General features: G+C 71.5%; 29 protein-coding genes. 15 read left to right on the top strand and 14 right to left on the bottom strand.

Translation table 11 applies throughout. The annotated features are described in order from the left end of the window. Positions 1 to 9 precede the first annotated feature (9 nt). Positions 10 to 870: a dihydropteroate synthase gene (folP, locus tag AB0D53_RS01865; protein ID WP_362438827.1), complete on the bottom strand. Its 861-nt coding sequence runs from the start codon at positions 868 to 870 to the stop codon at positions 10 to 12. A 136-nt stretch (positions 871 to 1006) separates the two neighbouring features. Here folP and AB0D53_RS01860 point away from each other — a divergent pair, with 136 nt between their 5' ends. Continuing rightward, entirely contained in the window at positions 1007 to 1456 is a 450-nt protein-coding gene (locus AB0D53_RS01860; RefSeq protein ID WP_362438482.1) for a hypothetical protein, read from the top strand. Next, complete coding sequence (locus AB0D53_RS01855; protein WP_362438479.1) at positions 1453 to 2040, top strand: DNA-3-methyladenine glycosylase I; 588 nt, start codon at positions 1453 to 1455, stop codon at positions 2038 to 2040. Before AB0D53_RS01860 ends, AB0D53_RS01855 begins: the two co-directional genes overlap by 4 nt. A gap of 94 nt (positions 2041 to 2134) precedes the next feature. On the opposite strand, the gene AB0D53_RS01850 is transcribed toward AB0D53_RS01855, so the two are convergent. Beyond that, positions 2135 to 2947, bottom strand: coding sequence for an enoyl-CoA hydratase-related protein (locus tag AB0D53_RS01850; protein WP_362438476.1), 813 nt, complete (start codon positions 2945 to 2947; stop codon positions 2135 to 2137). Positions 2948 to 3260: 313 nt separating this feature from the next. On the opposite strand from AB0D53_RS01850, the gene AB0D53_RS01845 reads away from it, so the two are divergent. Continuing rightward, complete coding sequence (locus tag AB0D53_RS01845; protein ID WP_003966491.1) at positions 3261 to 3428, top strand: DUF3117 domain-containing protein; 168 nt, start codon at positions 3261 to 3263, stop codon at positions 3426 to 3428. A 131-nt stretch (positions 3429 to 3559) separates the two neighbouring features. Here the strand turns inward: AB0D53_RS01845 and AB0D53_RS01840 are convergent, their stop codons facing one another. Further along, complete coding sequence (locus AB0D53_RS01840; protein WP_329818028.1) at positions 3560 to 4225, bottom strand: O-methyltransferase; 666 nt, start codon at positions 4223 to 4225, stop codon at positions 3560 to 3562. Positions 4226 to 4408: 183 nt separating this feature from the next. On the opposite strand from AB0D53_RS01840, the gene sigE reads away from it, so the two are divergent. The 5 genes from sigE (at position 4409) to AB0D53_RS01815 (ending at position 9365) form a co-directional block, all read left to right on the top strand. Beyond that, a complete protein-coding gene (gene sigE, locus AB0D53_RS01835; RefSeq protein WP_329818027.1) occupies positions 4409 to 5170 on the top strand; it encodes an RNA polymerase sigma factor SigE in 762 nt (253 codons plus the stop codon). After that, positions 5167 to 6198: a zf-HC2 domain-containing protein gene (locus AB0D53_RS01830; protein WP_362438471.1), complete on the top strand. Its 1032-nt coding sequence runs from the start codon at positions 5167 to 5169 to the stop codon at positions 6196 to 6198. Before sigE ends, AB0D53_RS01830 begins: the two co-directional genes overlap by 4 nt. Positions 6199 to 6309: 111 nt before the next feature. Then, the gene (locus AB0D53_RS01825; RefSeq protein ID WP_362438468.1) at positions 6310 to 8001 is read left to right on the top strand and encodes a trypsin-like peptidase domain-containing protein; all 1692 of its coding nucleotides are present in this window, start codon (positions 6310 to 6312) and stop codon (positions 7999 to 8001) included. A gap of 98 nt (positions 8002 to 8099) precedes the next feature. Continuing rightward, positions 8100 to 8585 carry a sec-independent translocase gene (locus tag AB0D53_RS01820; RefSeq protein ID WP_329818024.1) on the top strand — a complete coding sequence of 162 codons (486 nt, stop codon included), beginning with the start codon at positions 8100 to 8102 and terminating at the stop codon, positions 8583 to 8585. A 120-nt stretch (positions 8586 to 8705) separates the two neighbouring features. Further along, positions 8706 to 9365 (top strand): hypothetical protein, encoded by a 660-nt coding sequence (locus AB0D53_RS01815; protein ID WP_362438464.1) that lies wholly within the window; start codon positions 8706 to 8708, stop codon positions 9363 to 9365. 81 nt (positions 9366 to 9446) lie between these two features. On the opposite strand, the gene AB0D53_RS01810 is transcribed toward AB0D53_RS01815, so the two are convergent. From AB0D53_RS01810 to AB0D53_RS01800, 3 genes are all read right to left on the bottom strand, one after another. Continuing rightward, a complete protein-coding gene (locus tag AB0D53_RS01810; RefSeq protein ID WP_362438461.1) occupies positions 9447 to 10580 on the bottom strand; it encodes an Mrp/NBP35 family ATP-binding protein in 1134 nt (377 codons plus the stop codon). Between the two features lie 95 nt (positions 10581 to 10675). Next, positions 10676 to 11233, bottom strand: a complete 558-nt coding sequence (locus AB0D53_RS01805) for a DUF1003 domain-containing protein (protein WP_362438458.1) — start codon at positions 11231 to 11233, stop codon at positions 10676 to 10678. After that, complete coding sequence (locus AB0D53_RS01800) at positions 11223 to 12497, bottom strand: CBS domain-containing protein (protein WP_362438455.1); 1275 nt, start codon at positions 12495 to 12497, stop codon at positions 11223 to 11225. Before AB0D53_RS01800 ends, AB0D53_RS01805 begins: the two co-directional genes overlap by 11 nt. A 203-nt stretch (positions 12498 to 12700) precedes the next feature. On the opposite strand from AB0D53_RS01800, the gene AB0D53_RS01795 reads away from it, so the two are divergent. Then, complete coding sequence (locus AB0D53_RS01795) at positions 12701 to 13462, top strand: hypothetical protein (RefSeq protein WP_362438452.1); 762 nt, start codon at positions 12701 to 12703, stop codon at positions 13460 to 13462. Positions 13463 to 13544: 82 nt separating this feature from the next. On the opposite strand, the gene AB0D53_RS01790 is transcribed toward AB0D53_RS01795, so the two are convergent. Together AB0D53_RS01790 and AB0D53_RS01785 are read right to left on the bottom strand one after the other, a co-directional pair. Further along, entirely contained in the window at positions 13545 to 14075 is a 531-nt protein-coding gene (locus AB0D53_RS01790; protein ID WP_362438449.1) for a hypothetical protein, read from the bottom strand. 36 nt (positions 14076 to 14111) lie between these two features. Continuing rightward, positions 14112 to 15227, bottom strand: a complete 1116-nt coding sequence (locus tag AB0D53_RS01785; protein WP_362438446.1) for a magnesium and cobalt transport protein CorA — start codon at positions 15225 to 15227, stop codon at positions 14112 to 14114. A gap of 407 nt (positions 15228 to 15634) precedes the next feature. Here AB0D53_RS01785 and AB0D53_RS01780 point away from each other — a divergent pair, with 407 nt between their 5' ends. Continuing rightward, entirely contained in the window at positions 15635 to 16219 is a 585-nt protein-coding gene (locus tag AB0D53_RS01780; protein ID WP_329818016.1) for a suppressor of fused domain protein, read from the top strand. 98 nt (positions 16220 to 16317) lie between these two features. Here AB0D53_RS01780 and AB0D53_RS01775 read toward each other — a convergent pair whose 3' ends face one another. Beyond that, entirely contained in the window at positions 16318 to 17550 is a 1233-nt protein-coding gene (locus AB0D53_RS01775; protein WP_362438442.1) for an MFS transporter, read from the bottom strand. A 157-nt stretch (positions 17551 to 17707) separates the two neighbouring features. Between AB0D53_RS01775 and AB0D53_RS01770 the strand changes: the two genes are divergently transcribed. From AB0D53_RS01770 to AB0D53_RS01760, 3 genes are all read left to right on the top strand, one after another. Continuing rightward, a complete protein-coding gene (locus AB0D53_RS01770) occupies positions 17708 to 18346 on the top strand; it encodes a DUF6758 family protein (protein WP_362438439.1) in 639 nt (212 codons plus the stop codon). 93 nt (positions 18347 to 18439) lie between these two features. Continuing rightward, positions 18440 to 19306, top strand: coding sequence for a PHP domain-containing protein (locus tag AB0D53_RS01765; protein ID WP_362438436.1), 867 nt, complete (start codon positions 18440 to 18442; stop codon positions 19304 to 19306). A 152-nt stretch (positions 19307 to 19458) separates the two neighbouring features. Beyond that, positions 19459 to 20064, top strand: a complete 606-nt coding sequence (locus tag AB0D53_RS01760; protein ID WP_362438433.1) for a MarC family protein — start codon at positions 19459 to 19461, stop codon at positions 20062 to 20064. A 75-nt stretch (positions 20065 to 20139) separates the two neighbouring features. Here AB0D53_RS01760 and AB0D53_RS01755 read toward each other — a convergent pair whose 3' ends face one another. Then, positions 20140 to 20292, bottom strand: a complete 153-nt coding sequence (locus AB0D53_RS01755) for a hypothetical protein (protein WP_167359504.1) — start codon at positions 20290 to 20292, stop codon at positions 20140 to 20142. A 218-nt stretch (positions 20293 to 20510) separates the two neighbouring features. Here AB0D53_RS01755 and AB0D53_RS01750 point away from each other — a divergent pair, with 218 nt between their 5' ends. Next, positions 20511 to 21398, top strand: a complete 888-nt coding sequence (locus tag AB0D53_RS01750) for an NYN domain-containing protein (RefSeq protein ID WP_072483884.1) — start codon at positions 20511 to 20513, stop codon at positions 21396 to 21398. Positions 21399 to 21414: 16 nt separating this feature from the next. Here AB0D53_RS01750 and AB0D53_RS01745 read toward each other — a convergent pair whose 3' ends face one another. Both AB0D53_RS01745 and AB0D53_RS01740 read right to left on the bottom strand, forming a co-directional pair. Next, positions 21415 to 22263, bottom strand: a complete 849-nt coding sequence (locus tag AB0D53_RS01745; protein ID WP_362438428.1) for an alpha/beta hydrolase — start codon at positions 22261 to 22263, stop codon at positions 21415 to 21417. A 118-nt stretch (positions 22264 to 22381) separates the two neighbouring features. After that, positions 22382 to 24229 carry a DEAD/DEAH box helicase gene (locus tag AB0D53_RS01740; RefSeq protein ID WP_362438425.1) on the bottom strand — a complete coding sequence of 616 codons (1848 nt, stop codon included), beginning with the start codon at positions 24227 to 24229 and terminating at the stop codon, positions 22382 to 22384. Between the two features lie 484 nt (positions 24230 to 24713). Here AB0D53_RS01740 and AB0D53_RS01735 point away from each other — a divergent pair, with 484 nt between their 5' ends. Then, positions 24714 to 25448, top strand: a complete 735-nt coding sequence (locus tag AB0D53_RS01735) for a ferritin-like fold-containing protein (RefSeq protein WP_329818009.1) — start codon at positions 24714 to 24716, stop codon at positions 25446 to 25448. A 34-nt stretch (positions 25449 to 25482) separates the two neighbouring features. Here AB0D53_RS01735 and AB0D53_RS01730 read toward each other — a convergent pair whose 3' ends face one another. Further along, positions 25483 to 25752, bottom strand: coding sequence for a hypothetical protein (locus tag AB0D53_RS01730; RefSeq protein WP_362438420.1), 270 nt, complete (start codon positions 25750 to 25752; stop codon positions 25483 to 25485). Between the two features lie 196 nt (positions 25753 to 25948). Beyond that, a complete protein-coding gene (locus AB0D53_RS01725; RefSeq protein WP_329818007.1) occupies positions 25949 to 26176 on the bottom strand; it encodes a DUF3107 domain-containing protein in 228 nt (75 codons plus the stop codon). Between the last annotated feature and the right edge of the window lie 57 nt (positions 26177 to 26233).

The raw sequence follows: 26233 nt of genomic DNA, 5'->3' as shown, positions 1-26233 counted from the left end.
CCGGCCCGGTCACGCCAGTCCGCGCCGCGCCACGGCCGGCTCGCGGTGCCCCGCGATGGACGCCACCATGTCGAGCACCTGCCGGGTCTCCGCCACCTCGTGCACCCGGTACACCTGCGCCCCGAGCCACGCGGAGACCGCCGTGGTCGCCAGCGTCCCGATCACCCGCTCCTTCACCGGCCGGTCGAGCGTCTCGCCGACGAAGTCCTTGTTGGACAGCGATACGAGCACCGGCCAGCCGGTCTCCGTCATCTCGCCGAGCCGGCGCGTCGCCTCCAGGGAGTGCCGGGTGTTCTTCCCGAAGTCATGACCGGGGTCGATCATGACGCCGTCGGGCCGCACCCCGAGCGCGACCGCCCGCTCGGCCAGCCCCACCGTCACCCGCAGGATGTCCGCCATCACGTCGTCGTACGCGATCCGGTGCGGCCGGGTCCGCGGCTCGGCGCCGCCCGCGTGCGTGCACACCAGACCGGCGCCGTACCGTGCGGCGACCTCCGCGAGCTTCGGGTCGACACCGCCCCACGCGTCGTTCAGCACATCCGCGCCGGCCTCGCAGACCGCCTCGCCGACGTCGTGACGCCAGGTGTCCACGCTGATCACCACGTCCGGATGGCGGCGGCGCACCTCCGCGACGAAGCCGACCGTGCGACGCGCCTCCTCCTCGGCGGTCACCTCCTCGCCGGGGCCCGCCTTCACGCCGCCGATGTCGACGATCGCCGCACCGTCCGCGATCGCCTGCTCGACCCGGGCGAGCGCCGGCTCGTCCCGGAAGGTCGCCCCCTGGTCGTAGAAGGAGTCCGGGGTACGGTTCACGATCGCCATGATCACCGGCTCGTGCGCACCGAACTCGCGCCGCCCCAGCCTGAGCACACCGCTTCGCATCCCGCGTTTCTCCTCTGGTAGATCGCCCGTGGGTCGCCTGCGACCCTAGCCCGGTGGGCACCGGCTGTCGGTGTTGCATGGCACGATCGGACCCGGACAGGTTTCCGCTCCCGGGGAGATGCGCGTGTTCTGGTTCTTGCTGGTGACGATGGTCGTGGTGGTGGCCGCGGTCACCCTCGCGGTGGTCGGCGGGGGGAAGAGCGCCGTCCTGCAGGACGTGGCGCCCGAGCAGCCGGTCGACCCGCTGCCCGCGACGCGACCGGTCGGCCGCGCGGACATCGACGCGCTGCGGCTCCCGGTGGCCGCGCGCGGCTACCGGATGATGGATGTCGACGAGGCGCTCGACCGGCTCGGCGCCGAGCTCGCCGAGCGGGACGCGCGGATCGCGGAGCTGGAATCGGCACTGGCCGGCGCGCAGGCGACCGCGGTCGGCGGCCCCGGCCTCATCGAGGGACCGGCCGAACGGCCGGAGCAGGGGCGGGAGCAGCCCGAGGACCGCCCGAAGGCGCCGTGGGAGCCACCGGAGCAAGACCCGCGGCCCGCGGAGCACCCCGGAGAGGAGCCCCGGCGATGAGCGGCGGCGCGGAAGCGGCCCCGGACGGCGGACTGCGCTGCCCCTGGGGGCTGTCCACCGAGGACTACCTCACGTACCACGACACCGAATGGGGCCGGGCCGTCCACGGCGACGACGCCCTGTTCGAACGGCTCTGCCTGGAGGCCTTCCAGTCGGGCCTGTCCTGGCTGACGATCCTGCGCCGGCGGGAGGGCTTCCGCTCCGCCTTCGCCGGGTTCAAGATCCCCGCCGTGGCCGAGTTCACCGACGCCGACAAGGAGCGCCTCCTCGCCGACGCCGGCATCATCCGCAACCGCGCGAAGATCGAGGCGACCCTCGCCAACGCCAAGGTGCTGGCCGGCTGGGACGCCGGCGAGCTGGACGACCTGATCTGGTCCTACGCCCCCGACCCGGCCGGCCGCCCCGCCCCGCGCACCCTCGGCGACGTCCCGGCGGTCACCCCGGAGTCCACGGCGCTGGCCAAGGACCTCAAGAAGCGCGGGGTGCGTTTCGTCGGACCCACGACGGCCTACGCCCTGATGCAGGCGTGCGGCCTGGTCGACGACCACCTGGCCGACTGCGTCGCGCGCGGCGGCGGGGCATAAGGCCTCTCGTCCGGATCGGCCGGGCGCGCGTGCCCCCGCGGCCCGATCCGGACGAAAGCCCCTGGGGCCGTACCGCGGGAAGGAGTCCGGGCGGCTACCGGCCGAGGTACTTCGGCTTCTCCTTGTTCAGGAACGCCTGCACGGCGATCGTGTGGTCCTCGGACGCGCCCGCCCGGGTCTGGAGCTCGTCCTCCTTCTCCAGCGCCTCGCTCAGCGTGTGACCGGCGCCGTACGCCAGCGACTCCTTGAGCGCGGCGTACGCCACCGTGGGGCCGGACGCCAGGGTGCGGGCCACGGCGGCGGCCTCGGCGGCCAGGTCGGCGGCGGGCACCAGTTTGTTCACGATGCCCAGCTCATGGGCGTCCTGCGCGGAGATCGAGCGCGGGAAGAGCAGCAGGTCGGCGGCGCGGCTCTGCCCGATCAGGCGCGACAGCGTCCAGGAGACGCCCGAGTCGGCGGTGAGGGCCACACCGGCGAAGGAGGTGTTGAACGAGGCCGTGTCCGCGACCACCCGGTAGTCGCAGGCGAGCGCGAAGCCGAAACCGGCACCGGCGGCGACCCCATTGACCCCGGCGACGACCGGCTTGGGCATCCCGGCGATGGCCCGCACGATCGGGTTGTAGTGCTCCCGCACCGTGCTCAGCGCATTGCCGCTGCCCGACTCGCGGGTGCTTTCGAGCGTGGCCACGTGCTCCTTCAGGTCCTGGCCGACGCAGAACGCCCGCCCGGTCGCGGTGAGCAGAACGGCACGTACGGCGGGGTCGGCCGCCACGGACTCCAGTGCGTCACGTAGCGCCACCTTGGTCGCGGTGTTCATGGCGTTCATCGCGTCGGGACGGTTGATCGTGATCGTCGCGAGTCCGTCGCTCACTTCGGTGAGCACGCTGTCCGCCATGTGGTCGGCCATTTCGTTGTCCCCTTCGCACCTCGGGCAATGCCTGTCCAGGCAAGCATGGCCGACCCGGGCGGGAGCCGACATGTGACCTGCGTCTAACAATTGGGCCCCGAAGCGGGGGTACGGGCGGCGGAGTATCGCAGGCCGATTGCCTAAATGGGTGGTTTTGAGAGAGCGCGTTGCGCAAGCGATGCCGACCGATGTTGGTCATCGGGGTCTGTGATGCGGGATAATGGCCTGGAAGCAATGTGTTCGATGCCGGTGAGGCAGCGCCTGTCATGGGGCCGCCGGTTGCGATGAGCTGGTTTCAGGAAGGGGAACGAGCATGGCGGCCATGAAGCCGCGGACGGGCGACGGCCCGCTCGAGGTGACAAAGGAGGGGCGGGGCATCGTCATGCGCGTTCCGCTCGAAGGCGGCGGTCGGCTTGTCGTGGAGCTGACGCCGGACGAGGCCGATGCACTCGGCGATGCCCTCAAGAAGGTCGTCGGCTGAGCAGAGGCGCCCACACTTCATCACTGCCCCGGCACGGTGTCCGTGCCGGGGCAGTGATGCGTTCACGGCCAGGTGCGCCCGGAGTGTCCGCCCGGGGCCCGGACGGCTTCCCGGCCCCGCGACGGCGGGCCTCAGCCCCTGCGCACCGCGCAGAGCAGCCCGTCGCCCACCGGCAGCAGCGTCGACATCAGCTCCTGGCTCTCGCGCACCGCGCGCAGCAGCTCCCGCAGCCGCAGCACCTCCGCGGGCTGCGCCGCGGAATCGACGGTACGGCCGTCCGCGAAGACGCCCTCGAAGCAGACCAGCCCGCCGGGGCGCAGCAGGCGCAACGATTCAGCGAGGCAGTCCAGGCTCTCCAGCCGGTCGCCGTCGCAGAACACCAGGTCGTATCCGCCGTCCGCGAGCCGGGGCAGTACGTCCAGGGCGCGGCCGGGAATGAAGCGGGCCCGGTTGGCGGCGTACCCCGCGGCCCGGAAGGCCTCGCGGGCGAACTGCTGGCGCTCGGGCTCCGGGTCGACGGTGGTCAGAACGCCGTCGGGCCGCATGCCGTGCAGCAGATAGAGCCCGGACACGCCCGTCCCGGTGCCGATCTCGGCCACCGCTTTGGCGTCCGTCGTGGCAGCGAGCAGGCGCAGCGCGGCGCCGGTACCTGGCGACACCGAGCGGAGCCCCGTCTCCCGGGCCCGGTCACGGGCCCAGTGCAGTGCTTCGTCCTCGGCGACAAAGGCGTCGGCGAACGCCCAGCTCGTCTGCCGGTTGGCGGTAATGACCCTCTCCTGTCCCCGTAGTTGGCGCAACGGTGACTGTATCCGCTGCGCCCGGGAACCCGCAGATGGGACCGGGCGTTATGAAGGGGCAGGGGAGAGCCTGTGGAATCGGCCCGCGGATCGGGTCCGGGAGCCACGGGCCGGCGGTTCCCGGGGCGATCCCCGGCCCCAGCAGGAAAAAAGGCTTATCCGGAGCTAACGGGCGAGGTGGCTATGGTAGGGGCTCCACTGGACACCACCAGAGCCGATAGGGGAGGTGCGGCTGCGCCTGTGGATCGGGGAGGAGTGCTGCGGCGCTTTCTCAGGTCGGCGGGTGAGCCGAAATCCGTGACCAACATTGCTGACCGTTCTTCCAACCACTCCGCACCGACCGCGACTTTCGCCTCGGACACGGAATCCCAGGCGTGGACGCCACCTTCATGGGAAGAGATCGTCAGCACGCACAGCGGCCGGGTCTACCGCCTCGCCTACCGGCTGACGGGCAACCAGCACGACGCCGAGGACCTCACACAGGAGGTCTTCGTCCGGGTCTTCCGGTCGCTGTCGACCTACACGCCGGGCACTTTCGAGGGCTGGCTGCACCGCATCACGACCAACCTGTTCCTGGACATGGTCCGCCGTAAGCAGCGCATCCGCTTCGACTCGCTCGGCGACGACGCCGCCGAGCGGCTGCCGAGCCGCGAGCCGTCCCCTCAGCAGGTCTTCAACGACACCCACTTCGACGCGGACGTGCAGCAGGCGCTCGACACCCTCGCGCCCGAGTTCCGTGCCGCCGTCGTGCTCTGCGACATCGAGGGCCTCTCGTACGAGGAGATCGCCGCGACGCTCGGCGTGAAGCTCGGCACCGTGCGCAGCCGTATCCACCGCGGTCGCTCGCATCTGCGCAAGGCGCTGCGGCACCGTTCGCCCGAGGCCCGTGCCGAGCAGCGCTCGCTGGCGGGCGCGGTCCTGGCAGGGGAGGGCGGAACGGCGTGAGCGGCACAGGTCCGACCCCCGCGGAACAACACCTGGGGGACCGCCTCGCCGCGCTTGTCGACGGCGAGCTGAAACATGACGCCCGCGAGCGGGTGCTCGCCCACCTCGCGACCTGCGCCAAGTGCAAGGCCGAGGCCGCGGCGCAGCGGCGCCTGAAGAGTGTCTTCGCCCAGTCCGCCCCGCCGTCACCCTCCGAGGGGTTCCTCGCCCGGCTGCAGGGCCTTCCCGGGGGTCCGGGAGGTGACGACGACCGGCAGGACAGACCGTTCGGCGGCTCCGGGCGCCTCGGCGACGGGCTCTTCCCCGTGATCCAGCCGTCCGGCAGCCGCCCGGAATCGCCCGGGGACCGGTCGCTCGGCGGCTTCGGCTTCCTCCCGACCCCGCACGGCTCGACGGCCGTGCTGCCGGGGGGTTCCTCCCGTTCCGCCTTCCGGATCCACGAGGTGGGCCGCGAGGGAGAGCGTTCGCCCTGGCGCGGCCGGAGATTCGCCTTCGCGGCGGCGAGTGCCGTCTCGCTGGCGGCCATCGCCCTCGGCGGTGCCCTGCCGACGGGCGCGGGCACCGGCTCCGCGGCCCGGGCCTCGGGTGCAGGAAACGCGGTGACCCCGCTCGACGCGCCCTCGCGCGGGGAGAGCGGCGGCTCGGTCAGCCGTCGCGGCGGCGGCAGCCACGGCACGCTCGCCGCCAGAGGGGCGGGCGACCGCTCGACCGCCACGGCCCCCTCGGCCGTGCCGAGCGTCGCACCGGCGGTGCCCTCCGCCACTCCCGCGGTGGTCGCCACCGCGAGCCTCGCGGGAAACCCCTTCGCCGCTCACCTCCTGACCAATGTGTCCGCGCCACCTCTGATACGCCCGACCGGCACCACCCCGCTCTTCGCCGAGGTGTTCGGGCGGCTCGCCGCGCAGTCGCCCACGCCCTCCGTGCCACCGGCCGGGACGCAGCCCTCGCCTCCGCCCTGGGCACAGTCCTCGGCCTCGGCCGTTCCCACCCCCACCGATCGCGGTCTGCCGCTTTCGTCCCGGGGCTGAACCGGGGCCTGCGCAAGCATGCGCAAACCTGGTTGAATTCCGGGAGCAGTTCCGGGAGGGACGCCCCGGCCGGGGCGTGCAGAGGCCAGTTGCGGCAGTTGCGGGGAGAGCATGGAAGACGGGAAGTCCACCGGGCCGAAGGCGAAGTGGTGGAGCCGGCCCACGGCGGGCAGTGCCACCCGCACAGCGCCGGACGAGCCGTCCCCCGCCGAGGACGCGGCACCGGTGGCCGACCCGACGGAGTCAGGGACACCCCGGGCCGACGTGCCGCCCCGGTCCCCGGCCCCCGTACCGCCGCCCGCCGTGCCCGCCGAGGCGCCGCCCGCGGCACCGGCCGTGCCGCCGGTGACGCCGCTGCACGAGCCCGACCAGTACAGCACCCCGCCCTACGGCGGACCCGGCCCCTGGGCACCCGCACCGCCCGTCCAGCGGCCGGTCCCGACCCCGGCGCACGGCACCCCCGTACCCCCGCAGTACGCGGGGACGAACGGCGCGGGCATCCCCACATCGCCCACCCCCACCCCGCCGCCCCACGTGCCCCGGCAACAGCCCCAACTCCAGCAGCCCCAGCCCCAGCCCCAGCCCCAGCCGCAGGCGGCGTCGGCGCAGTGGCTCCAGTACGACCCCTGGGGCGCGCCCAGGCAGCCGCTCACCAACCCGGGCCCGCCGCTCGGGGCCGACACCGGCCGCAAGAAGAGCCGGCGCGGCTCCCTCCTCGTCGGCGCCGTGCTGCTCGCGCTGGTTGCGGGCGGGATCGGCGGCGGCATCGGCGCCTACATCGAGCGCAACGGCGGCCTCACCCAGGTCGAGCTCCCGCAGGCCGGCCGCAGCAGCGGCGGCCGGGCCCCCGACAGCGTCGCCGGCATCGCCGCCAGTGCCCTGCCCAGCGTGGTCACCCTCCACGTCAGCGGCGCCACCGAGTCCGGCACCGGCACCGGCTTCGTCCTCGACGGCTCCGGCCACATCCTCACCAACAACCACGTCGTCGCCCCGGCAGGCCAGGGCGGCGAGATCACCGTGACGTTCAGCGGCGGGGAGACCGCGCGCGGCAAGGTCGTCGGCAAGGACAGCGGCTACGACCTGGCCGTGGTCAAGGTCACCGGTGTCTCCGGCCTCAAGCCGCTGCCGCTGGGCAACTCCGACAACGTGCAGGTCGGCGACCCCGTGGTGGCCATCGGCGCCCCCTTCGACCTCTCCAACACCGTGACTTCCGGCATCATCAGCGCCAAGGACCGGCCGATCACCGCGGGCGGCGAGAAGGGCGACGGCAGCGACATCAGCTACGTCGACGCGCTGCAGACCGACGCGCCGATCAACCCGGGCAACTCCGGCGGTCCGCTCGTCGACACCGACGCCCATGTCATAGGCATCAACAGCGCCATCCGCGCCGCCGACAGCGGCTCGGCCGAGGAGGGCGGCCAGGCGGGTTCCATCGGCCTCGGCTTCGCCATCCCGATCAACCAGGGCAAGCGGGTCGCCGAGGAGCTGATCAACACCGGGAAGGCCACCCACCCGGTGATCGGCGTCACACTGGACATGAAGTACGCGGGGGACGGGGCCAGGGTCGGCGCGAAGGGCGCGGCGGGCAAGTCCGCGGTGACGCCGGGCGGGCCCGGGGCCAAGGCCGGGATCAGGCCCGGTGACGTCATCACCGAGGTCGACGGCCGACGGGTGCACAGCGGCGAGGAGCTGATCGTGAAGATCCGCGCGCACCGTCCGGGAGACCGTCTGGACCTCACATTGACGCGCGGTGGTAAAGACCTGTCCATCTCTTTGACGCTCGGCTCGGCGAGCGGCACGTGACAGCCACGTGACGCTACCGCGCGGACAGTTTCGACGGGTACCGTGGGCGGGTCCGGACCTCGACCGACATGGTCTCGGAGAACACGAGGAGCAACAGGGTGTTCAATGACATAGGCGCACTCGAGCTGGTGACGCTCGCGGTTCTGGGCGTGCTGATCTTCGGCCCGGACAAGCTGCCGAAGGTTATCCAGGACGCCTCGCGCTTCATCCGCAAGATCCGTGAGTTCTCCGAGAGCGCCAAGGAGGACATCCGTACGGAGCTCGGCCCGGAGTTCAAGGACTTCGAGTTCGAGGACCTCAACCCCAAGACGTTCGTCCGCAAGCAGCTCATGGACGGCAGCGACGATCTGGGGCTGAAGGAGATCCGCGAGAGCTTCGACCTCCGCAAGGATCTGTCCGAGGTCACCGACGCGGTCAACGGCCGGGAGAGCAAGGACCTGGAGTCCGCGGACTCCAGGAGCGGCGTGTCGGGCGCCTCGGCGATCACCGCCGCCAATGGCTCCGCCGGTGCTCCGGATCTGCTGAAGAAGCGTGACCAGCCCGGCAAGGACGACCGGCCGCCGTTCGACGCCGACGCCACCTGACCCCCCGCCAATCCCGGCTCGTCCGGACGGTATGGCTATTCTCCATCTGTCCGGTTGTGAGTACGCCCGCTGGGGGGCGGGCCGCTCCGGACCCAACGGATCGAGGAGGCGGCCGGGCAGATGGAGACGACAAGTCGGGTGGGCGCGGAAGATGCGCCGGGCACAGTCACCGCAGAGGGGGTGCCGGCGGCCCGGCGCATTGTCGACGGCTATCTGGCAGCCACGTTTCCCTGGTACGCACTGGACGAGGCCTTCACCGGGCCGCGTCGGCTGATGCAGGTGGGCACCGCGGCGGACGGCACGGTGCAGCACGGTTCCATCGGGCACGGTGACGAACCGTCGGTCCGGGCCGAAGCGGGCGCCGAGAAGCAACGGTTCGCCGTCGTCGTGTCGATGGCCAGCAGCCCGGTCCGGCGCAGCGGTGACGGCACGGGGGTGCTGGACGCGACCACGGTGTCCTCCGCGGCCTGGCTGGCCGGGTCGGGCCTGCTCGCCTGCACGTGGCCCCCGCAGATGGACCACGCGCTGCGCGACGACTGGCTGGACCAGCAGACGGAGACGGCGTTCGAGCTGGCCGACGACCTGGAAGGTCCCGCGTGGTCGGTGCTGTCGCTGCCGGTGGACGGTGTCCCGGTGCCGTTCCACTACCGGGAGTCCGAATTCGGCTGGGTACTGGCGGGATCGGCGCGCGGCGGGGTGCACATCGGGGCGTACGGGCGGGGGATGAGCGCGTACGGGCTGGGGTTCTCGGTGATCGACGACATCACGACGTACGCGTAGCACGCGGACGCGGGCGTACGCACGGGCGTGCGCCGGACACCGGGCGGTGACCGGCCCCGGGCCGGTCACCGCCCGGTCGTCTCAGAACTTGTTGCGCGGGGTGATGCCCAGCGACATGCCGGACAGGCCACGCTGACGGCCGCCCAGCTTGTCCGCGATGGTGCGAAGCGCCTTGCCGGCCGGGGAGTCCGGGTCCGACAGGACGACCGGCTTGCCCTCGTCGCCGCCCTCGCGCAGCCGTACGTCGATCGGGATGGAGCCGAGCACCGGCACCTCCGCGCCGGTCGTCCTCGTCAGGCCCTCGGCGACCTTCCGGCCACCGCCGGTGCCGAACACATCGACCATCTCGTCGCAGTGCGGGCACGGCATGCCCGACATGTTCTCGACGACGCCGACGATCTTCTGGTGGGTCTGCACGGCGATCGAACCGGCCCGCTCCGCGACCTCGGCCGCCGCCTGCTGCGGGGTGGTGACGACCAGGATCTCGGCGTTCGGCACGAGCTGCGCCACCGAGATCGCGATGTCGCCGGTGCCCGGCGGCAGGTCGAGCAGGAGGACGTCGAGGTCGCCCCAGTACACATCGGCGAGGAACTGCTGGAGCGCGCGGTGGAGCATCGGTCCGCGCCACACCACCGGGGCGTTGCCCGGGGTGAACATGCCGATGGAGATGACCTTCACACCGTGCGAGGACGGCGGCATGATCATGTTCTCGACCTGGGTCGGTTTGCCGTCCGCGCCGAGCATCCGCGGCACGCTGTGCCCGTAGATGTCCGCGTCCACGACACCGACCTTGAGGCCGTCGGCGGCCATCGCGGCCGCGAGGTTCACCGTCACCGACGACTTGCCGACGCCGCCCTTGCCGGACGCGACCGCGTAGACCCGGGTCAGCGAGCCGGGCTTGGCGAACGGCACCTCGCGCTCCGCCGTGCCGCCGCGCAGCGAGGTGGCGAGCTCCTTGCGCTGCTCGTCGCTCATCACGTCGAGCGTGACGTCGACCCGCGAGACGCCCTCGACGCGGGCGACCGCGTCCGTGACGTTCTTGGTGATCGTCTCGCGCATCGGGCAGCCTGAGACCGTGAGATAGACCGTGACAGCGACCGCACCGTCAGCATCGATCTCGACCGATTTCACCATGCCGAGTTCGGTGATCGGACGGTGGATCTCCGGGTCGTTCACTGTCGCCAGTGCCTCAAGCACCGCGTCTTCCGTAGCCATACCTCGATAGTACGGGTGCGCGCGGCGCTCCTTGAGGGTGGTGGTGGGCGGCGGGAGGGCATTGCGGCGTCCGTCGTACCGGCGAGTAGCACCCGTCAGCGGTCTTCGTCGCTCTCGGCCGGGAGCAGGGGGAGCCGGTCGTCGAGGTCCTTCGCGAGGTCCTCCAGCTCGGAGCGGATCCAGTCGCGGGTGGCGACCTCGCCGAGCCCCATCCGCAGCGAGGCGATCTCCCGTGTGAGGTACTCGGTGTCCGCGATGGAGCGCTCGTTCTGCTTGCGGTCCTGCTCGTGGGTGACCCGGTCGCGGTCGTCCTGCCGGTTCTGCGCGAGCAGGATCAGCGGGGCCGCGTACGAGGCCTGGAGCGACAGCATCAGCGTCAGGAAGATGAACGGGTACGGGTCGAACCGCAGGTCCGCGGGCGCGAAGACGTTCCACACCAGCCAGACGATGATGACCAGCGTCATCCAGACGATGAACCGTCCGGTGCCCAGGAAGCGGGCGATCCGCTCGGAGAGCCGGCCGAACGCCTCGGGGTCGTAGTCGGGCAGCATCCGCCGCCGCGGGTCCTTCGGCTGGTCCAGCCGGGAACGGGGCGGACGCGCGATGCCCGAGGCCCCCGACGGCGCCGTCTTCGAGCGTTCCTCAGCGGCCACTGGCGACCCCCTCCTCGCCGTGGAAGTCCGTCTCCCGCCAGTCCTCGGGCAGCAGGTGGTCGAGGACGTCGTCGACCGTCACCGCGCCGAGCAGCGAGCCGCCCTCGTCCACCACGGGCGCCGAGACCAGGTTGTACGCGGCCAGATAGCTGGTCACGGCCGGCAGCGGGGTGTCCGGGGTGAGCGGGACGAGATCGCTGTCGACGATCGAGCTGACCAGCGCGTACGGCGGATCCCGCAGCAGCCGCTGGAAGTGCACGGTGCCCAGGTACTTGCCGGTCGGTGTCTCGTCGGGCGACCGGCACACGTACACCTGTGCGGCCAGCGCCGGGGAGAGGTCCGCCTGCCGGACCCGGGCGAGCGCGTCGGCGACCGTCGCGTCCGGCCGCAGGATGATCGGCTCGGTGGTCATCAGCCCGCCCGCGGTCCGCTCCTCGTACGACATGAGGCGCCGCACATCGGCCGCGTCGTCCGGCCGCATCAGAGTCAGCAGCCGTTCCTTGTCCTCCTCGGGCAGCTCGGACAGCAGGTCGGCCGCGTCGTCCGGGTCCATCGCCTCCAGGACGTCGGCGGCGCGCTCCTCCTGGAGCTTGCCGATGATCTCCACCTGGTCGTCCTCGGGCAGCTCCTCCAGGACATCGGCGAGCCGGTCGTCGTCGAGCGCCGCGGCGACCTCGGCCCGCCGCTTCGGCGAGAGGTGGTGCAGCGCGTTGGCCACATCGGTCGGGCGCAGCCGCTCGAACGTGGCGACCAGGGTCTCGGCGCCCTGCCCGACCTCCTCCAGCGAGAACCCGCTGACCGCCGACCACTCGACCGTCAGCGTCTCGCCCTTGCGGCGCAGCGCCCCGCCCTTGCCCTTGCGCACGAAGTACTTGTCGATCTCCCAGTCGCGGCGGGCCGGGAGCTGCTGGACGGAGACGTCGAGGACGGTGACCTCCTCGCCGGTCTCCACGAGGCGGACCCGGCGGTCGAGGAATTCGCCGAGCACCAGGCGTTCGGTGGGGCGCTGTTCGAAGCGCCGCATGTTGACCACGCCGGTGGTGACGACCTGGCCGGACTCGATCCCGGTGACCCGGGTCATGGGGAGGAAGATCCGGCGGCGGCTGAGCACCTCGACGACGAGCCCGAGCAGCCGGGGCGGCCGGCCGCCGACCCGGAGCATCGCGACCAGATCGCGGACACGGCCCACCTGGTCGCCGTTGGGGTCGAACACCGGTACACCGGCGAGATGGGAGACGAACACCCGGGGGGCGCCTGCCACCATCCTGCGCCTCCTTCTTCCGTGTACGACTTCTCCGACTGGTCCGTTTGGCAGTCAATCAACCGTTATGACGGGATCAGGCTAGCCCGTACCGCTCCGGGTTGCCCCGGTGGAGCCGTCCGTACGGCTCCCTGCCGGAAGGTGTGAACGGCACAGGTACGCTGCCGTCTGCCACCCCCGCGATGCAGATGAGAGGCAGTGCGCCCGTGACCTCTTCCGTTCCGCCCGTCCGGGCCCGACGCCGGACCGCCCTCGCCGCCCTGCTCTGTGCGGGCCTGGCCACAGCCCTCACGGCGTGCGGCGAGGACCCGGACCAGGGGACCAACGGCGTCGGCAAGCTGAGCGCCCTGGAGATCGAGAAGAAGGCCCAGCGCGCGGCGGACACCGCCGACACGGTGCGCCTGGCCGGGACGCTGGTCGGCAAGGGCGGCACGTACAAGCTCAACATGCGGCTCAACGAGAAGGGCGGCACCGGCTCCGTCGTCTCGAAGGACAGCACCTTCGAGCTGCTGCGGATCGGCGACGAGCTCTATCTGAAGGCGGACTCCGGGTTCTGGAGCCACGAGGAGGAGCCCGGCGCCGACGGCGGGGCGGGCGGCGCGGCCGCGGACAAACTCCAGAACAAGTACGTGAAGGTGCCCCAGGACGACCCCACGTACAAGCAGCTGCGCGGCTTCACGGACAAGAAGACCCTGCTCGACGGGATGCTCACGCTGCACGGCACCCTCAACAAGGGGGACCGGCAGACGGTCGGCGAGACCCGGACCGTCCAGATCACGGGCGGCAAGGGCGAGGGCGGCACGCTCGACGTCTCGCTGGAGGGCACGGCGTACCCGCTGCGGTTCGCGCGCGGCGGCGGCGGGGGGACCGTCACCCTGTCGGACTGGGGCAAGGACTTCGCCCTGGAGGCCCCGACGCGGGGGGACACGGTCGACTACGGGAAGCAGCTGCCCAAGACGTCGTCCTGACCGCGGGCCGCGTCCTCCGGTCAGCCCTTGCGTCCCTGCCCTGAGGGTCCGGCAGCAGGCCTCGCGGCGTCCCGCGGCTCCTTCACCCGCGCTGCCTGCCGCGGGACGCCCTGAGCAGTCGCGGCAGCCCCGCGGGCACCGGCCGGCGCGTGGTCGCGGGCGTCGGCAGCGGCGCCGCGGCCTGGGAGCCGTCCGGCAGCCGGGTACGGAACTCGCCGGGCGTCAGCCGCAGCACCCGGCACTCGCGCGCCCAGCGCTCTGTCATCCGCTCGGCGTCCGGTGCGTTCAGCCGCTTGCCCTTGAGCTCGGCGACCGCGGCCTCCCACTGCTCGGAGTGCGGGGCGAGCTCCGTCACGGCGGCCGTCCAGGCGATCAGCCGGCCGCCCTTGTCCTTGCTGCGCACGGTCACCTCGGCGGTGGCCCCGTCGGTGAGCCCGGCCGGGAGCGGCTGCTCGCCGGGGCCGTCCCCGACGAGATGCGCCGCACCCTCGTGCCATACGTGCCACAGCGCCCGCGCGGGTCCGGTGCCCCGCACCCAGATGAGGCCCGACTTCTTGGTGGCCTCCTCGACGAGGGCCCGGCCCAGCGGCACGTCAGCGGCAGCAGCAGTCATGCCCCGAACTCTATGGGACCGGCCGGGGACGGTGCCTCAGAGCCAGCCGTTGCGCTTGAGGGTGCGGTGGATGGAGAAGCAGACCACCCCGATGACGCCCAGCACCATCGGATAGCCGTACCGCCAGCGCAGCTCCGGCATGTGGTCGAAGTTCATGCCGTAGACGCCGCAGATCATCGTCGGTACGGCGACGATGGCCGCCCAGGACGTGATCTTGCGCATGTCCTCGTTCTGCGCGACGGTCGCCTGGGCCAGGTTGGCCTGGAGGATCGAGTTCAGCAGTTCGTCGAAGCCGACGACCTCCTCGTGCACCCGTGCCAGGTGGTCGGCGACGTCCCGGAAGTACTTCTGGATGTCGGGGTCGATCAGCCGCATGGGCCGCTCGCTCAGCAGCTGCATCGGCCGCAGCAGCGGAGCCACCGCCCGCTTGAACTCCAGCACCTCGCGCTTCAGTTGGTAGATCCGGCCCGCTTCCGAGCCGCGCGAGCTGCCCTTCGCCGGGGCGGAGAAGACCTCGATCTCCACCTCGTCGATGTCGTCCTGGACGGCGCCGGCGACCGCGATGTAGCCGTCGACGACATGGTCGGCGATGGAGTGCAGGACCGCTGAGGGCCCCTTGGCGAGCAGCTCCGGGTCGTCCTGCAGCCGGTGCCGCAGCGCGCGCAGCGAGCCGTGGCCGCCGTGCCGCACGGTGATGACGAAGTCCCGGCCGGTGAAGCACATCACCTCGCCGGTCTCGACCACCTCGCTGGTGGCGGTGAGCTCGGTGTGCTCGACGTAGTGGATGGTCTTGAAGACGGTGAACAGCGTGTCGTCGTACCGCTCCAGCTTCGGCCGCTGATGGGCGTGGACGGCGTCCTCGACGGCGAGCGGGTGCAGCCCGAACTCCCGGGCGATACCGGCGAATTCCTCCTCGGTCGGCTCGTGCAGGCCGATCCAGGCGAAGCCGCCCTCCTCGCGCACCTGGAGCATCGCCTCGTGCGGCGTGCGGCAGGTGCCGCTCTCCAGGCGCCGTCCGTCGCGGTAGACCGCGCAGTCGACGACCGCGCTGGAGGCGGAGGGGTCACGGGTGGTGTCGTAACTGTTGTGCAGGGCGTTGCTCTTGCGCAGGGACGGGCGCACGGCGGCGCGCAGGTCACGGATCATCGACATGGCTGGCTCCTTCACGGAGGGCCGTCGTCGGGCACGTGGAACAGCCCGGAATGAGGACGTGTGCTCACGTCCGCAAAGCGGGCGGCACCGCGGCGGCGCGATGACGGCGTTCGCTACAGACAGGCAAAAAAGGAGTGCTCTTCCGTCGTGCGCAAAGCCGTGGGCCTCGACCGGGAGGCTTCAGATCACCTGGAAAGGCGGAGTGCGGAAGAGCGGTTGGTACTGCACGATCGACTTCGATCCATTGCAGCCCCACCTCCTCCAGCCGGTCCCCCTTGAGGGATGACGTGTCGTCGGGGCTGAGAGCGACGCTTCTGCGTGCTGCCCCGACCAGCGGCCAAGACTATCAGCCGACTGACGGCCAATCCCTTACTTTGCCCGTTCCATACGCGACCTATGCTCGCTGGATGGGAGAAATTCTTGCTCTGGTCGAGGCCCGGCTGCTGACGGCCCTCGGTGAACCGGACGCGCGCGCGGCAGTGACGTTTCTCGGTACGGACCGGATCGAGGTGCTGCGCTTCGCCGACGGCGATGTGGTGCGCTACGCCACACTCGGTATGTCGGCCCAGCCGATGGCCGACCCGACCGCGGCCCTGGTGGACCCGGTGAAGGGCCCGCGCGCCGAACTGGTCCTCTCCGTGCGCGCCGGGCTCGCCGACACCGACAAGGTGCTGCGCCCGCTCGCCGTGCTCGCCGCCTCCCCGCAGGTCGAGGGGGTGATCGTGGCGCCGGGTGCCTCGCTGGACGTCGGCGAACCGCTGTGGCCCGGGGCTCCGTTCAGCTCCGTGCTGGTCGCCGAGCCCGGGGGCCTGGTGGAGGACCTGGAACTGGACGCGCCCATGGAACCGGTGCGGTTCCTGCCGCTGCTGCCGATGACGCACAACGAGGCCGCGTGGAAGCGGGTCAGGGGCGCGCAGGAGCTCCAGGAGCGCTGGCTCTCGCGCGGTACGGACCTGCGTGATCCGCTGCGCGGCTCCGTACCCCTGGACTGAGCCGTACGGCGCAGCGATCCGGCCGGGCGCGCGAGAGCCCCGCCGCGCGGCCAGGAGGGGGAGCCGCGGGCGGGGCGGTGCGGGGGCGGGCGCAGGGGTCAGTCGGCGAAGACCGTGACGCCGTCCTCGGTGGCGTGCTTCGGCTCCAGCTCCACCGCCTCGTGGGTCAGCGCCGCCCGCCGGATCCAGACGACGACCGCACCGGCCACGGCCGTGGCGGCCGCGACCACGAACGGGATGTGGATGTTGCTCCACTCCTCGATCTTCGGGGCGAGGTACGGGGCGGCGGCCGCGGCGAACCAGCGGACGAAGTTGTAGCCCGCGCTCGCCACCGGGCGCGGAGCGTCCGACACCCCGAGCGCCAGCTCCGTGTAGACGGTGTTGTTCATGCCGATGAAGGCGCCGGAGACGATCGTGCAGACGATGGCGGCGGTGTGGTTGCCGTATCCCAGGACCAGCAGGTCGACGGCGAGCAGCAGCAGTGAGGCGCCGAGCACCTTCAGCGAGCCGAAGCGCTCCTGGAGCCGCGGGGCGACGAGCACCGAGAAGACCGCGAGCAGCAGACCCCAGGCGAAGAACACCGCGCCCGACTTGTACGGCGTCATGTTCAGCACGAACGGGGTGAACGCCAGGATCGTGAAGAACGCGTAGTTGTAGAAGAACGCCGAGGTGGCGACCGACGCCAGACCGCCGTGGCCGAGTGCCTTGACCGGGTCGAGCAGCGAGGTCTTCCGGGCGGGCCTGGGCTGTTCCTTCAGGAACGCCGTGATGCAGATGAAGCCGATCGCCATCAGTGCGGCCGTGCCGAAGAAGGGGTAGCGCCAGCTGGCGTCACCGAGCAGGGCGCCGACCAGGGGCCCGCAGGCCATGCCGAGGCCGAGCGCCGACTCGTAGAGCAGGATCGCCGCGGAGCTGCCGCCGGCCGCGGCGCCGACGATCACGGCCAGCGCGGTCGACACGAAGAGCGCGTTGCCGAGTCCCCAGCCGGCCCGGAACCCGACGAGTTCGCCGACGGACGACGAGGTGCCGGAGAGCGCGGCGAAGACGACGACGAGCGCGAGACCGGCCAGGAGCGTCTTGCGGCCGCCGATCCGGCTGGACACGAAGCCGGTGACGAGCATCGCCACGGCGGTGATCAGGAAGTACGAGGTGAAGAGCAGGGACACCTGGCTCGGCGTCGCCTCCAGGCCCTTGGCGATGGACGGCAGAATCGGGTCCACCAGGCCGATTCCCATGAACGCGACAACAGAGGCGCCCGCCGTGGCCCAGACGGCCTTCGGCTGGCGCAGGATGCTGCCCGCGCCCTGATCGAACGGATCCTCTCCCTGCATGGGTCTTCTCGCTCTCCACTAGGTCGTTGCGATACGCACAGAATAAGTTAGGGAAGCTAATGAGTGCAAGTTACATCTATTTTCGCAGGTGGGGGCCTCGCTGCGGACGGGTGATCTTCCTTGACGCGGCGACGGTCCTGGAGGACCGTTGGTCGCTATGAGGGGCGAACCCAGTTGCCCGAAGTGCGGAGGCCGGGTCAGAGCGCCCGGTCTGTTCGCCGACACCTGGCAGTGCGAGGTGCACGGCAGCGTGCAGCCGCTGCAGCCGGTGATTCCGCCCAGCGTCGAAGCGCTGGGGGTGGTGGTGCGCCGGGCCGAGGTCCCGGTCTGGATGCCCTGGCCGTTGCCGGTCGGCTGGCTGTTCACCGGAGTGGCGATCGCCGGCGACGACCGCAGCGGCGGCCGGGCCACCGCAGTGGCCTGTTCCGGCCCCGGTCCCGTCGGCGGCATGGGTGAGCTGCTGCTCGTCACCGAGGAACTCGGTGTCGGGCTCGGCGCGCGCTACGCCGGGGTCGACGGCCCCGACCCCGGTCCCTACCTGGACGTCGACGGCCCGCCGGACGTCAAGATGCTCGCCGCCGGCCGCCCCACCCCGCTGTGGAACGTCAAGGGGGTCCCCGAGGACCGGGCGGTCTTCGCGGGCGAGGCGCGCGGACTCTGGCTCTGGGCGATCGTCTGGCCCGAGCAGTCCGGGCTGCTGATGTACGACGAGCTGGTGCTCGCCGATCTGCGCGAGGCCGGGGGCGAGATGGACCTCGTGCCGTGCGGGGCGCTCACCCCGCGCCTGCTCGGCTGAGCCCGGAGCCGGCGGCGCCCGGCCGGGCGCCGTTCGAATGCCGGTTATCCTGAGACGTCCCCTTTTCCGGCCCCGAGCACTGGAGTACGCGTCGTGCGCATCGACCTGCACACCCACTCCACCGCTTCGGACGGCACGGACACCCCCGCCGAGCTGGTGCGCAACGCCGCCGCCGCGGGCCTGGACGTCGTCGCACTCACCGACCACGACACCGTGCGCGGTCACGCCGAGGCGGTCGCCGCCCTTCCCGAGGGGCTCACCCTCGTCACCGGCGCCGAGCTCTCCTGCCGGATCGACGGCGTGGGACTGCACCTGCTGGCGTATCTCTTCGATCCCGACGAGCCCGAGCTGGCCCGCGAGCGCGAACTCGTGCGCGACGACCGGGTGCCGCGCGCCCGGACCATGGTGCGCAAGCTCCAGGACCTCGGGGTGCCCGTCGAGTGGGAGCGGGTCGCGAGGATCGCCGGGGACGGATCGGTCGGCAGGCCGCACGTCGCCACCGCACTCGTCGAGCTCGGCGTCGTCGAGACCGTCTCCGACGCCTTCACGCCCGAATGGCTCGCGGACGGCGGACGCGCCTACGCCGAGAAGCACGAACTCGACCCCTTCGACGCGATCCGGCTGGTCAAGGCCGCCGGCGGCGTCACGGTCTTCGCCCACCCGGCCGCCGTCAAGCGCGGCGAGGTGGTGCCCGAGTCCTCGATCGCGCGGCTCGCCGCCGCCGGCCTCGACGGTATCGAGGTCGACCACATGGACCACGACGAGCCGGCCAGGACCAGGCTGCGCGGGCTCGCCCACGACCTGGGGCTGCTGACCACCGGGTCCAGCGACTACCACGGCAGCCGCAAGACCGTCGGCCTCGGCGAGTACACCACCGACCCGGAGATCTACGGCGAGATCACCCGGCGCGCCACGGGAGCCTTCCCGGTGCCGGGAGCCGGCGGACCCCGCCCCGCGTAACGACGCACGCGAAGGGGCCGGACCGCGGACCCCGTACACGTACCGCCCCTTCCACCTTCACGTTCCACTTCCGCGCACCCGGCCGTCGGGCCGCCGTCATGGCTCCGGGGTGCGCTCCTTCAGGCCGTTCCTCTCTTCTCGCAAGGCTCACTGTGTTCGACGTCGCTGTCTTCGGATCCCTCTTTCTCACCCTTTTTGTGATTATGGATCCCCCTGGGATCACCCCGATCTTCCTCGCGCTCACCGCGGGCCGACCCGCCAGGATGCAGCGCAGGATGGCTCTCCAGGCGGTCGCCGTCGCCTTCGGCGTGATCGCCGTCTTCGGTCTGCTCGGCCAGCAGATCCTCGACTACCTGCATGTCTCCGTACCCGCCCTGATGATCGCGGGCGGACTGCTCCTGCTGCTCATCGCGCTCGACCTGCTGACCGGCAAGACCGACGAGCCGACGCAGACCAAGGACGTCAATGTGGCGCTCGTGCCGCTGGGCATGCCCCTGCTCGCCGGACCCGGTGCGATCGTCTCCGTGATCCTGGCGGTTCAGCACGCCGACACCGTGGCCAGCCAGATCTCGGTCTGGTCGGCGATCCTCGCCATGCACATCGTGCTCTGGCTGACCATGCGTTACTCGTTGCTGATCATCCGGGTCATCAAGGACGGCGGTGTCGTACTGGTGACCAGGCTCGCCGGAATGATGCTGTCCGCCATCGCCGTGCAGCAGATCATCAACGGCGTCACCCAGGTCATCCAGAACCCCTGACGGCGCCCCGGCACCACAGCGCCCCCGTACGGACCTTCCGTACGGGGGCGCTTCGTCTTTGTGCGTCGTCGTGCGTTACGAAGCCGAGGTGTCGGCCGGGCGGATATAGATGCGCTGGCCTATGGCTGCGGCCTGCTGCACGATCCGGTTGACGGAGGCGGCGTCCACGACGGTGCTGTCCACGGCGGTACCGTCGACGTCGTCGAGTCGCATGATCTCGAAGCGCATAAGGCTTCCCTTCGTCTGATCCTCCTGCTGGAGAACTACTGGGAGGACGGATGATCCGTCCGCAAGGATGAGAGCACCGGACACCGTCCCGTGCTCCACAAGGGGTACAACGGCTTGCCTCGGGCAAACATTCCCTACGCTAAGGAAATTTTTTGGATGTCTAAGTATCAGCAGGTCACCGAGCACGACCGGTCGACGAGGTCCACGACGAGGCCCGAATGAACGAGGCAGAGATCCGCGAGCGCCTGGACCGCACCAACGAGCTGCTCCAGCGCATGCTCGCCGAGGTGTCGAAGACCCCCTCGACCCACGCGATCTTCGTGGACGCGGGCTATGTGTACGCCGCGGCCGGACTGCTCGTCACCGGCACCGAGGACCGCCGCTCCTTCGACCTCGACGCGGAAGGACTGATCGAGGCCTTCATCGACAAGGCCCGGACGATCTTCGCGGACAGCAGGCTGCTGCGTGTGTACTGGTACGACGGAGCCAGGCGGCGCATCCACACCGCCGAACAGCAGTCCATCGCCGAACTCCCCGACGTCAAGGTCAGGCTCGGCAACCTCAACGCCAACAACCAGCAGAAGGGCGTCGACTCACTCATCCGCACCGACCTGGAATCGCTCGCCCGGCACCGCGCCATCAGCGACGCCGCACTGGTCGGCGGCGACGAGGACCTGGTCTCCGCGGTGGAGGCGGCGCAGGGGTACGGGGCCCGGGTGCACCTGTGGGGCATCGAGGCGGGGGAGGGGCGCAACCAGGCCGAACCGCTGCTCTGGGAGGTCGACAGCCAGCGCACCTTCGACCTGGACTTCTGCCGTCCCTACGTCACCAGACGCCCCGTCACCACCTACGAGGACGACACCCCCGCCCCCGCGCGCGAGGACGTCCGCTTCGTCGGCGCGCAGATCGCCGCCGCCTGGCTGGCCGCACGGGGCCGCGAGTCCCTCGCCGATCTGCTGCCCGGACACCCCTACCTGCCGGGCTCGGTCGACCAGGACCTGCTGGTCGAGGCCGAACGGCTGCTCCAGCACTCGCTGCGCGGCCACGCGCATCTGCGGCGGGCGCTGCGCGACGGCTTCTGGCAGCACCTCCAGTCGCAGTACTGAGCCCTCGCGGCGTCGGCTACAGGCTGTCCCAGAACGCGGCGATCGCCGCCGCGGTCTGCTCCGGGCGATCCGTGTTCGGGGAGTGCTCGGCGCCCGCGATCCGGGTGCGGTGCGCGCCGAGCCGCCGCGCCATCCCGTCGAGCAGCGGCACCGGCCAGGTGTCGTCGCGCTCGCCGGAGAGCACATGGACCGGCAGCCGTACGGCGGCGAGTTCGGCCACCCGGTCCGGCTCGGTCACCAGCTGGCGGCCGGTGGCGATCAGCTGGGCGGGCCGGTGGCGCAGCCAGCGGCGGCGCAGGCCCTCGCCGTCCGTCGCCGCCTCCTCCGGCGGGTCGAGGGCGCGCATCGCCTCCCACACCTCGGCCATGCTCAGCGTCGCGAGCGCGTCGCTGAGCACCTTCACCTTGAGCTGCTGGGCCTCGACGACCTCGGCGGGACCGGAGGACATCAGCGTCAGCGAACGGAACGGCGAGGCGTCGAGCAGCACGGCGGCACGGGCGATCTGCCCGCCGAGCGAGTGCCCCAGAAGATGCACGGTGCCTTCGCCGCCCGCGTCGAGGGCGGCCGCCTGGGCGAGCACATCGAGGGCCAACTCGCCCTGTGTGTAGCTCTCCTGACGGTCCGTCCCGTCGGTCTCGTACTGTCCGCGGCCGTCCACGGCGACGATCCGGTACCCGGCGGCCGAGAGCGGTTCGAGGAGCGCGATGAAGTCCTCCTTGCTGCCCATGTACCCGGGCAGCAGGAGGGCGGTGCCGCGCACGGCGCCGGACGGCGAGGCGTCCAGCACGGCGAAGTCGCCGCGCGGCGTGCGCAGCTGACGGGCATGGGCGCAGGGGGGCGGGGTGAAGGTGTGCGGCCGGCTCATGGGACGAGGTTATGCCGTGACGGGCCGGACGGGCAGAAGCGAGGTGCACGAACGCCGGACGGGCCCGAGGATGTCCTCGGGCCCGTCCGGCGGATCAGGCTCTTCGATCGGTGGCCGCTCAGCCCTCGGTCTTCGCGGCGGCGGCGCGCGGCGCCCGGCGCCTGCGCGGCTTCGCCTCGCCCTCGGCGACCGGGGCCTCGGCCACGGCCTCCGTCTTCGGCTTGGCGGCCGCACGGGTGCGGCGTCGCGGCTTGGTCTCCGGGACGGGCTCGGAGATCGGCGCGATCTGGAAGTCGACCTCGTCCTCGGCCGGCTTGACGACGCGGGGGCGGCGGCGCGGCTTGGTCACCGTCCTCGTCTCGGCCACCGGCTCGGAGATCGGCGCGATCTGGAAGTCGACCTCGTCCTCGGCCGGCTTGACCACGCGGGCGCGGCGGCGGCGCGGCTTGGTCTCGGTGACGGGCGCGTCCTCGACCGCGGTCCTGGCGGCCTTCGGCGCCACCTCGACCTCGACCACGGCCTCCACCGCGTTCATCACGGCCTCGGCCGCGGCGTCCGCGGCTGTGACCCGGGTGCGGCGACGGCGACGCGGCGTACGCGGCTCCGACGGGGCGTCGGCGGCCTCGGCCGCCGGGGCCGGCGCGGCGGCGGTGGCGGTGGCGGGCGCCTCCTCGACGGCGGAGCCGCCCCGGGTGCGGCGACGCTGACGCGGCGTACGCGGCGCGCGCTCCTCGCGGACGGCGGGCGCCGGGGCGGACTTGCGGCCGCGGCCGCCCGTCTCGCCGAGGTCCTCGATCTCCTCGGCCCGCAGACCCGCCCGGGTCCGCTCGGCGCGCGGCAGGACACCCTTGGTGCCGGCCGGGATGTCGAGCTCCTCGAAGAGGTGCGGCGAGGTGGAGTACGTCTCGACCGGGTCGTTGAACTTCAGGTCGAGCGCCTTGTTGATCAGCTGCCAGCGCGGGATGTCGTCCCAGTCGACCAGCGTGACCGCGATGCCCTTGGCACCCGCGCGACCGGTCCGGCCGACGCGGTGGAGGTAGGTCTTCTCGTCCTCCGGCGACTGGTAGTTGATGACGTGGGTGACACCCTCGACATCGATACCGCGCGCCGCGACGTCGGTGCAGACGAGCACGTCCACCTTGCCGTTGCGGAAGGCGCGCAGCGCCTGCTCGCGGGCGCCCTGGCCGAGGTCGCCGTGGACCGCGCCGGAAGCGAAGCCACGCTTCTCCAGCTGCTCGGCGATGTCGGCCGCGGTGCGCTTGGTGCGGCAGAAGATCATCGCAAGTCCGCGGCCGTTGGCCTGCAGGATGCGGGAGACCATCTCCGGCTTGTCCATCGAGTGGGCCCGGTAGACGTGCTGCGAGATGTTCGCGACGGTCGCGCCCTCGTCGTCGGGCGAGGTGGCGCGGATGTGCGTCGGCTGCGACATGTAGCGGCGCGCGAGTCCGATGACGGCGCCCGGCATGGTCGCCGAGAACAGCATCGTCTGCCGCTTCGCCGGAAGCATCGTGATGATCCGCTCGACATCGGGCAGGAAGCCCAGGTCGAGCATCTCGTCGGCCTCGTCGAGCACCAGCGCACGGACGTGCGAGAGGTCGAGCTTGCGCTGTCCGGCCAGGTCGAGCAGCCGGCCCGGGGTGCCGACGATCACGTCGACGCCCTTCTTCAGGGCCTCGACCTGCGGCTCGTACGCCCGGCCGCCGTAGATCGCGAGAACCCGGACGTTGCGCACCTTGCCGGCGGTGAGCAGGTCATTGGTGACCTGCTGGCACAGCTCACGGGTGGGGACGACGACGAGCGCCTGCGGCGCCTCGGTCAGCTCCTCGGGCCGGGCCCGGCCCGCCTCGACGTCCGCGGGGACGGTGACGCGCTCCAGCAGCGGCAGACCGAAACCGAGGGTCTTGCCGGTGCCGGTCTTGGCCTGACCGATGACATCGGAGCCGGAGAGCGCGACGGGGAGCGTCATCTCCTGGATGGGGAACGGGGACACAATGCCGACGGCTTCAAGGGCCTCGGCCGTCTCGGGAAGAATCCCGAGTTCACGAAACGTAGTCAGGGTGCTGCCTCTTCTGTGAGACGCGGTCCGAGGCGAACGCTGGGGGTCGTACCGTGCCGGGGTTGGTCATCCGGCCGTGGATGGGCCGGGTGGCGCGGGACCACTGCCGTCGCTCGAGCGCTCGTGCCGCTGAGGGGGCCCCTCATCTGCGGTCGTACGTGTCGTACGACCCGCGTGGAGGGCTGTCGGGTCGGAGCCGATCGGGCCACCGACCGGGCATCCTCATTCGTTTTCACCATTTTCACGCCACCGGTACATCCAAAATACTCAGTAGGCGCAATACCACTGTACCCCGGATTCGCGCATGTGTGTTGGGCGAATTCATCGGAACGGTGTGATGTCACTGACCGGCCAGGCCCTTCCGTCCCCCGCCGGGCGGGCTATTCTGCGCTCCATGGAGACGCCTGACAACGCCACTGAAACCCCTGAACCCACCGGAATCGCCGCCCAGGACTGGGCCACCGCGTCGGTGGAGCCGCAGTACCGGGCAGCGGTCGTGGACCTGCTGGGAGCACTCGCGTACGGGGAGCTGGCGGCCTTCGAGCGGCTCGCCGAGGACGCCAAACTCGCGCCGACGCTGGCGGACAAGGCGGAGCTGGCAAAGATGGCCTCCGCCGAATTCCATCACTTCGAGCGGCTCACCGACCGGCTGACCGCGATCGAGGTGGAGCCGACCGGCGCGATGGAGCCTTTCGCCAGGGCGCTCGACGACTTCCACCGCCAGACCGCACCGTCGGACTGGCTGGAGGGCCTGGTCAAGGCGTACGTCGGTGACTCGATCGCCAGTGACTTCTACCGCGAGGTCGCGGTCCGCCTCGACTCGGACACCCGCTCGCTGGTCCTCGCCGTGCTCGACGACACCGGGCACGGGAACTTCGCCGTCGAGAAGGTGCGCGCCGCGATCGAGGCCGACCCGCGCGTCGGCGGCCGACTCGCGCTGTGGGCCCGCCGGCTGATGGGCGAGGCGCTCTCCCAGGCGCAGCGCGTGGTGGCCGACCGCGACGCGCTGTCGACGATGCTCGTCGGCGGTGTGGCGGACGGCTTCGACCTGGCGGAGGTCGGGCGGATGTTCTCGCGGATCACCGAGGCGCACACCAAGCGCATGGCCGCGCTGGGCCTGGCCGCGTAGCGGGCTCACCGGGGGCCGGTCCGCCGGGCCGGCCTCAGGCCGCCGCTGATCGGCTCAGCGGGCGGCTCCGGGGGCGTACCAGCAGCGAGAGCGTCACGGACCCGATCAGTGCCGCGCCGACCAGCGTGGCCACGACATGGCCCGGGCCCAGCACCGAGTGCATGAGGAACGAGCCGAACAGGGCTCCCAGGGCGCCGGTGGTGAAGACGGCACGGCGGGACGGGAGCCGGTGCGGCAGGGAGCGGAGCGCCGCCCAGGCGAGGACGAGCCCGAGCACGACGGAGCCGAGTGGTTCCAGGATCACAGAAGATCACCTCGCGAGTTGCGGGGCGGGTAGGGCCTGACCTGAATCGGTCATCAGCGGTACTACCCGCCGGTCGCGGAATGCAACCCTCCTCGGCACAGGGTTCGCACAGCGATCGCCAGGAACGGCAACGGGCAGCGGCCCGGCGGGAAGTCCCGCCGGGCCGCTGCCACGGTCACTGCTCGGAGCGTGCTGCCTACAGCGCGCCGAACCCCACACGACGCGTGCTGGGCTCGCCGATCTCCACGTAAGCGATCCGGTCGGCCGGCACCAGGACCTTGCGGCCCTTGTCGTCCGTGAGGCTGAGCAGCTGCGCCTTACCGGTGAGAGCCGCCGCGACGGTGCTCTCGACCTCTTCGGCGGAAAGCCCGCTCTCCAGAACGATCTCCCGGGGCGTGTGCTGCACCCCGATCTTGACCTCCACGGCTATGTCCCTCCGACGGTCAGTCCCTGCGCGGTGAGCCGCGCCGTACGCAGCACA

The sequence above is a fragment of the Streptomyces sp. NPDC048295 genome (genome assembly GCF_040652135.1).
In the GTDB taxonomy this organism is placed as follows: domain Bacteria; phylum Actinomycetota; class Actinomycetes; order Streptomycetales; family Streptomycetaceae; genus Streptomyces.
The sequence above is the reverse complement of the archived record's forward strand: the minus strand, read 5'-3'. Positions and strand labels throughout refer to the sequence as shown.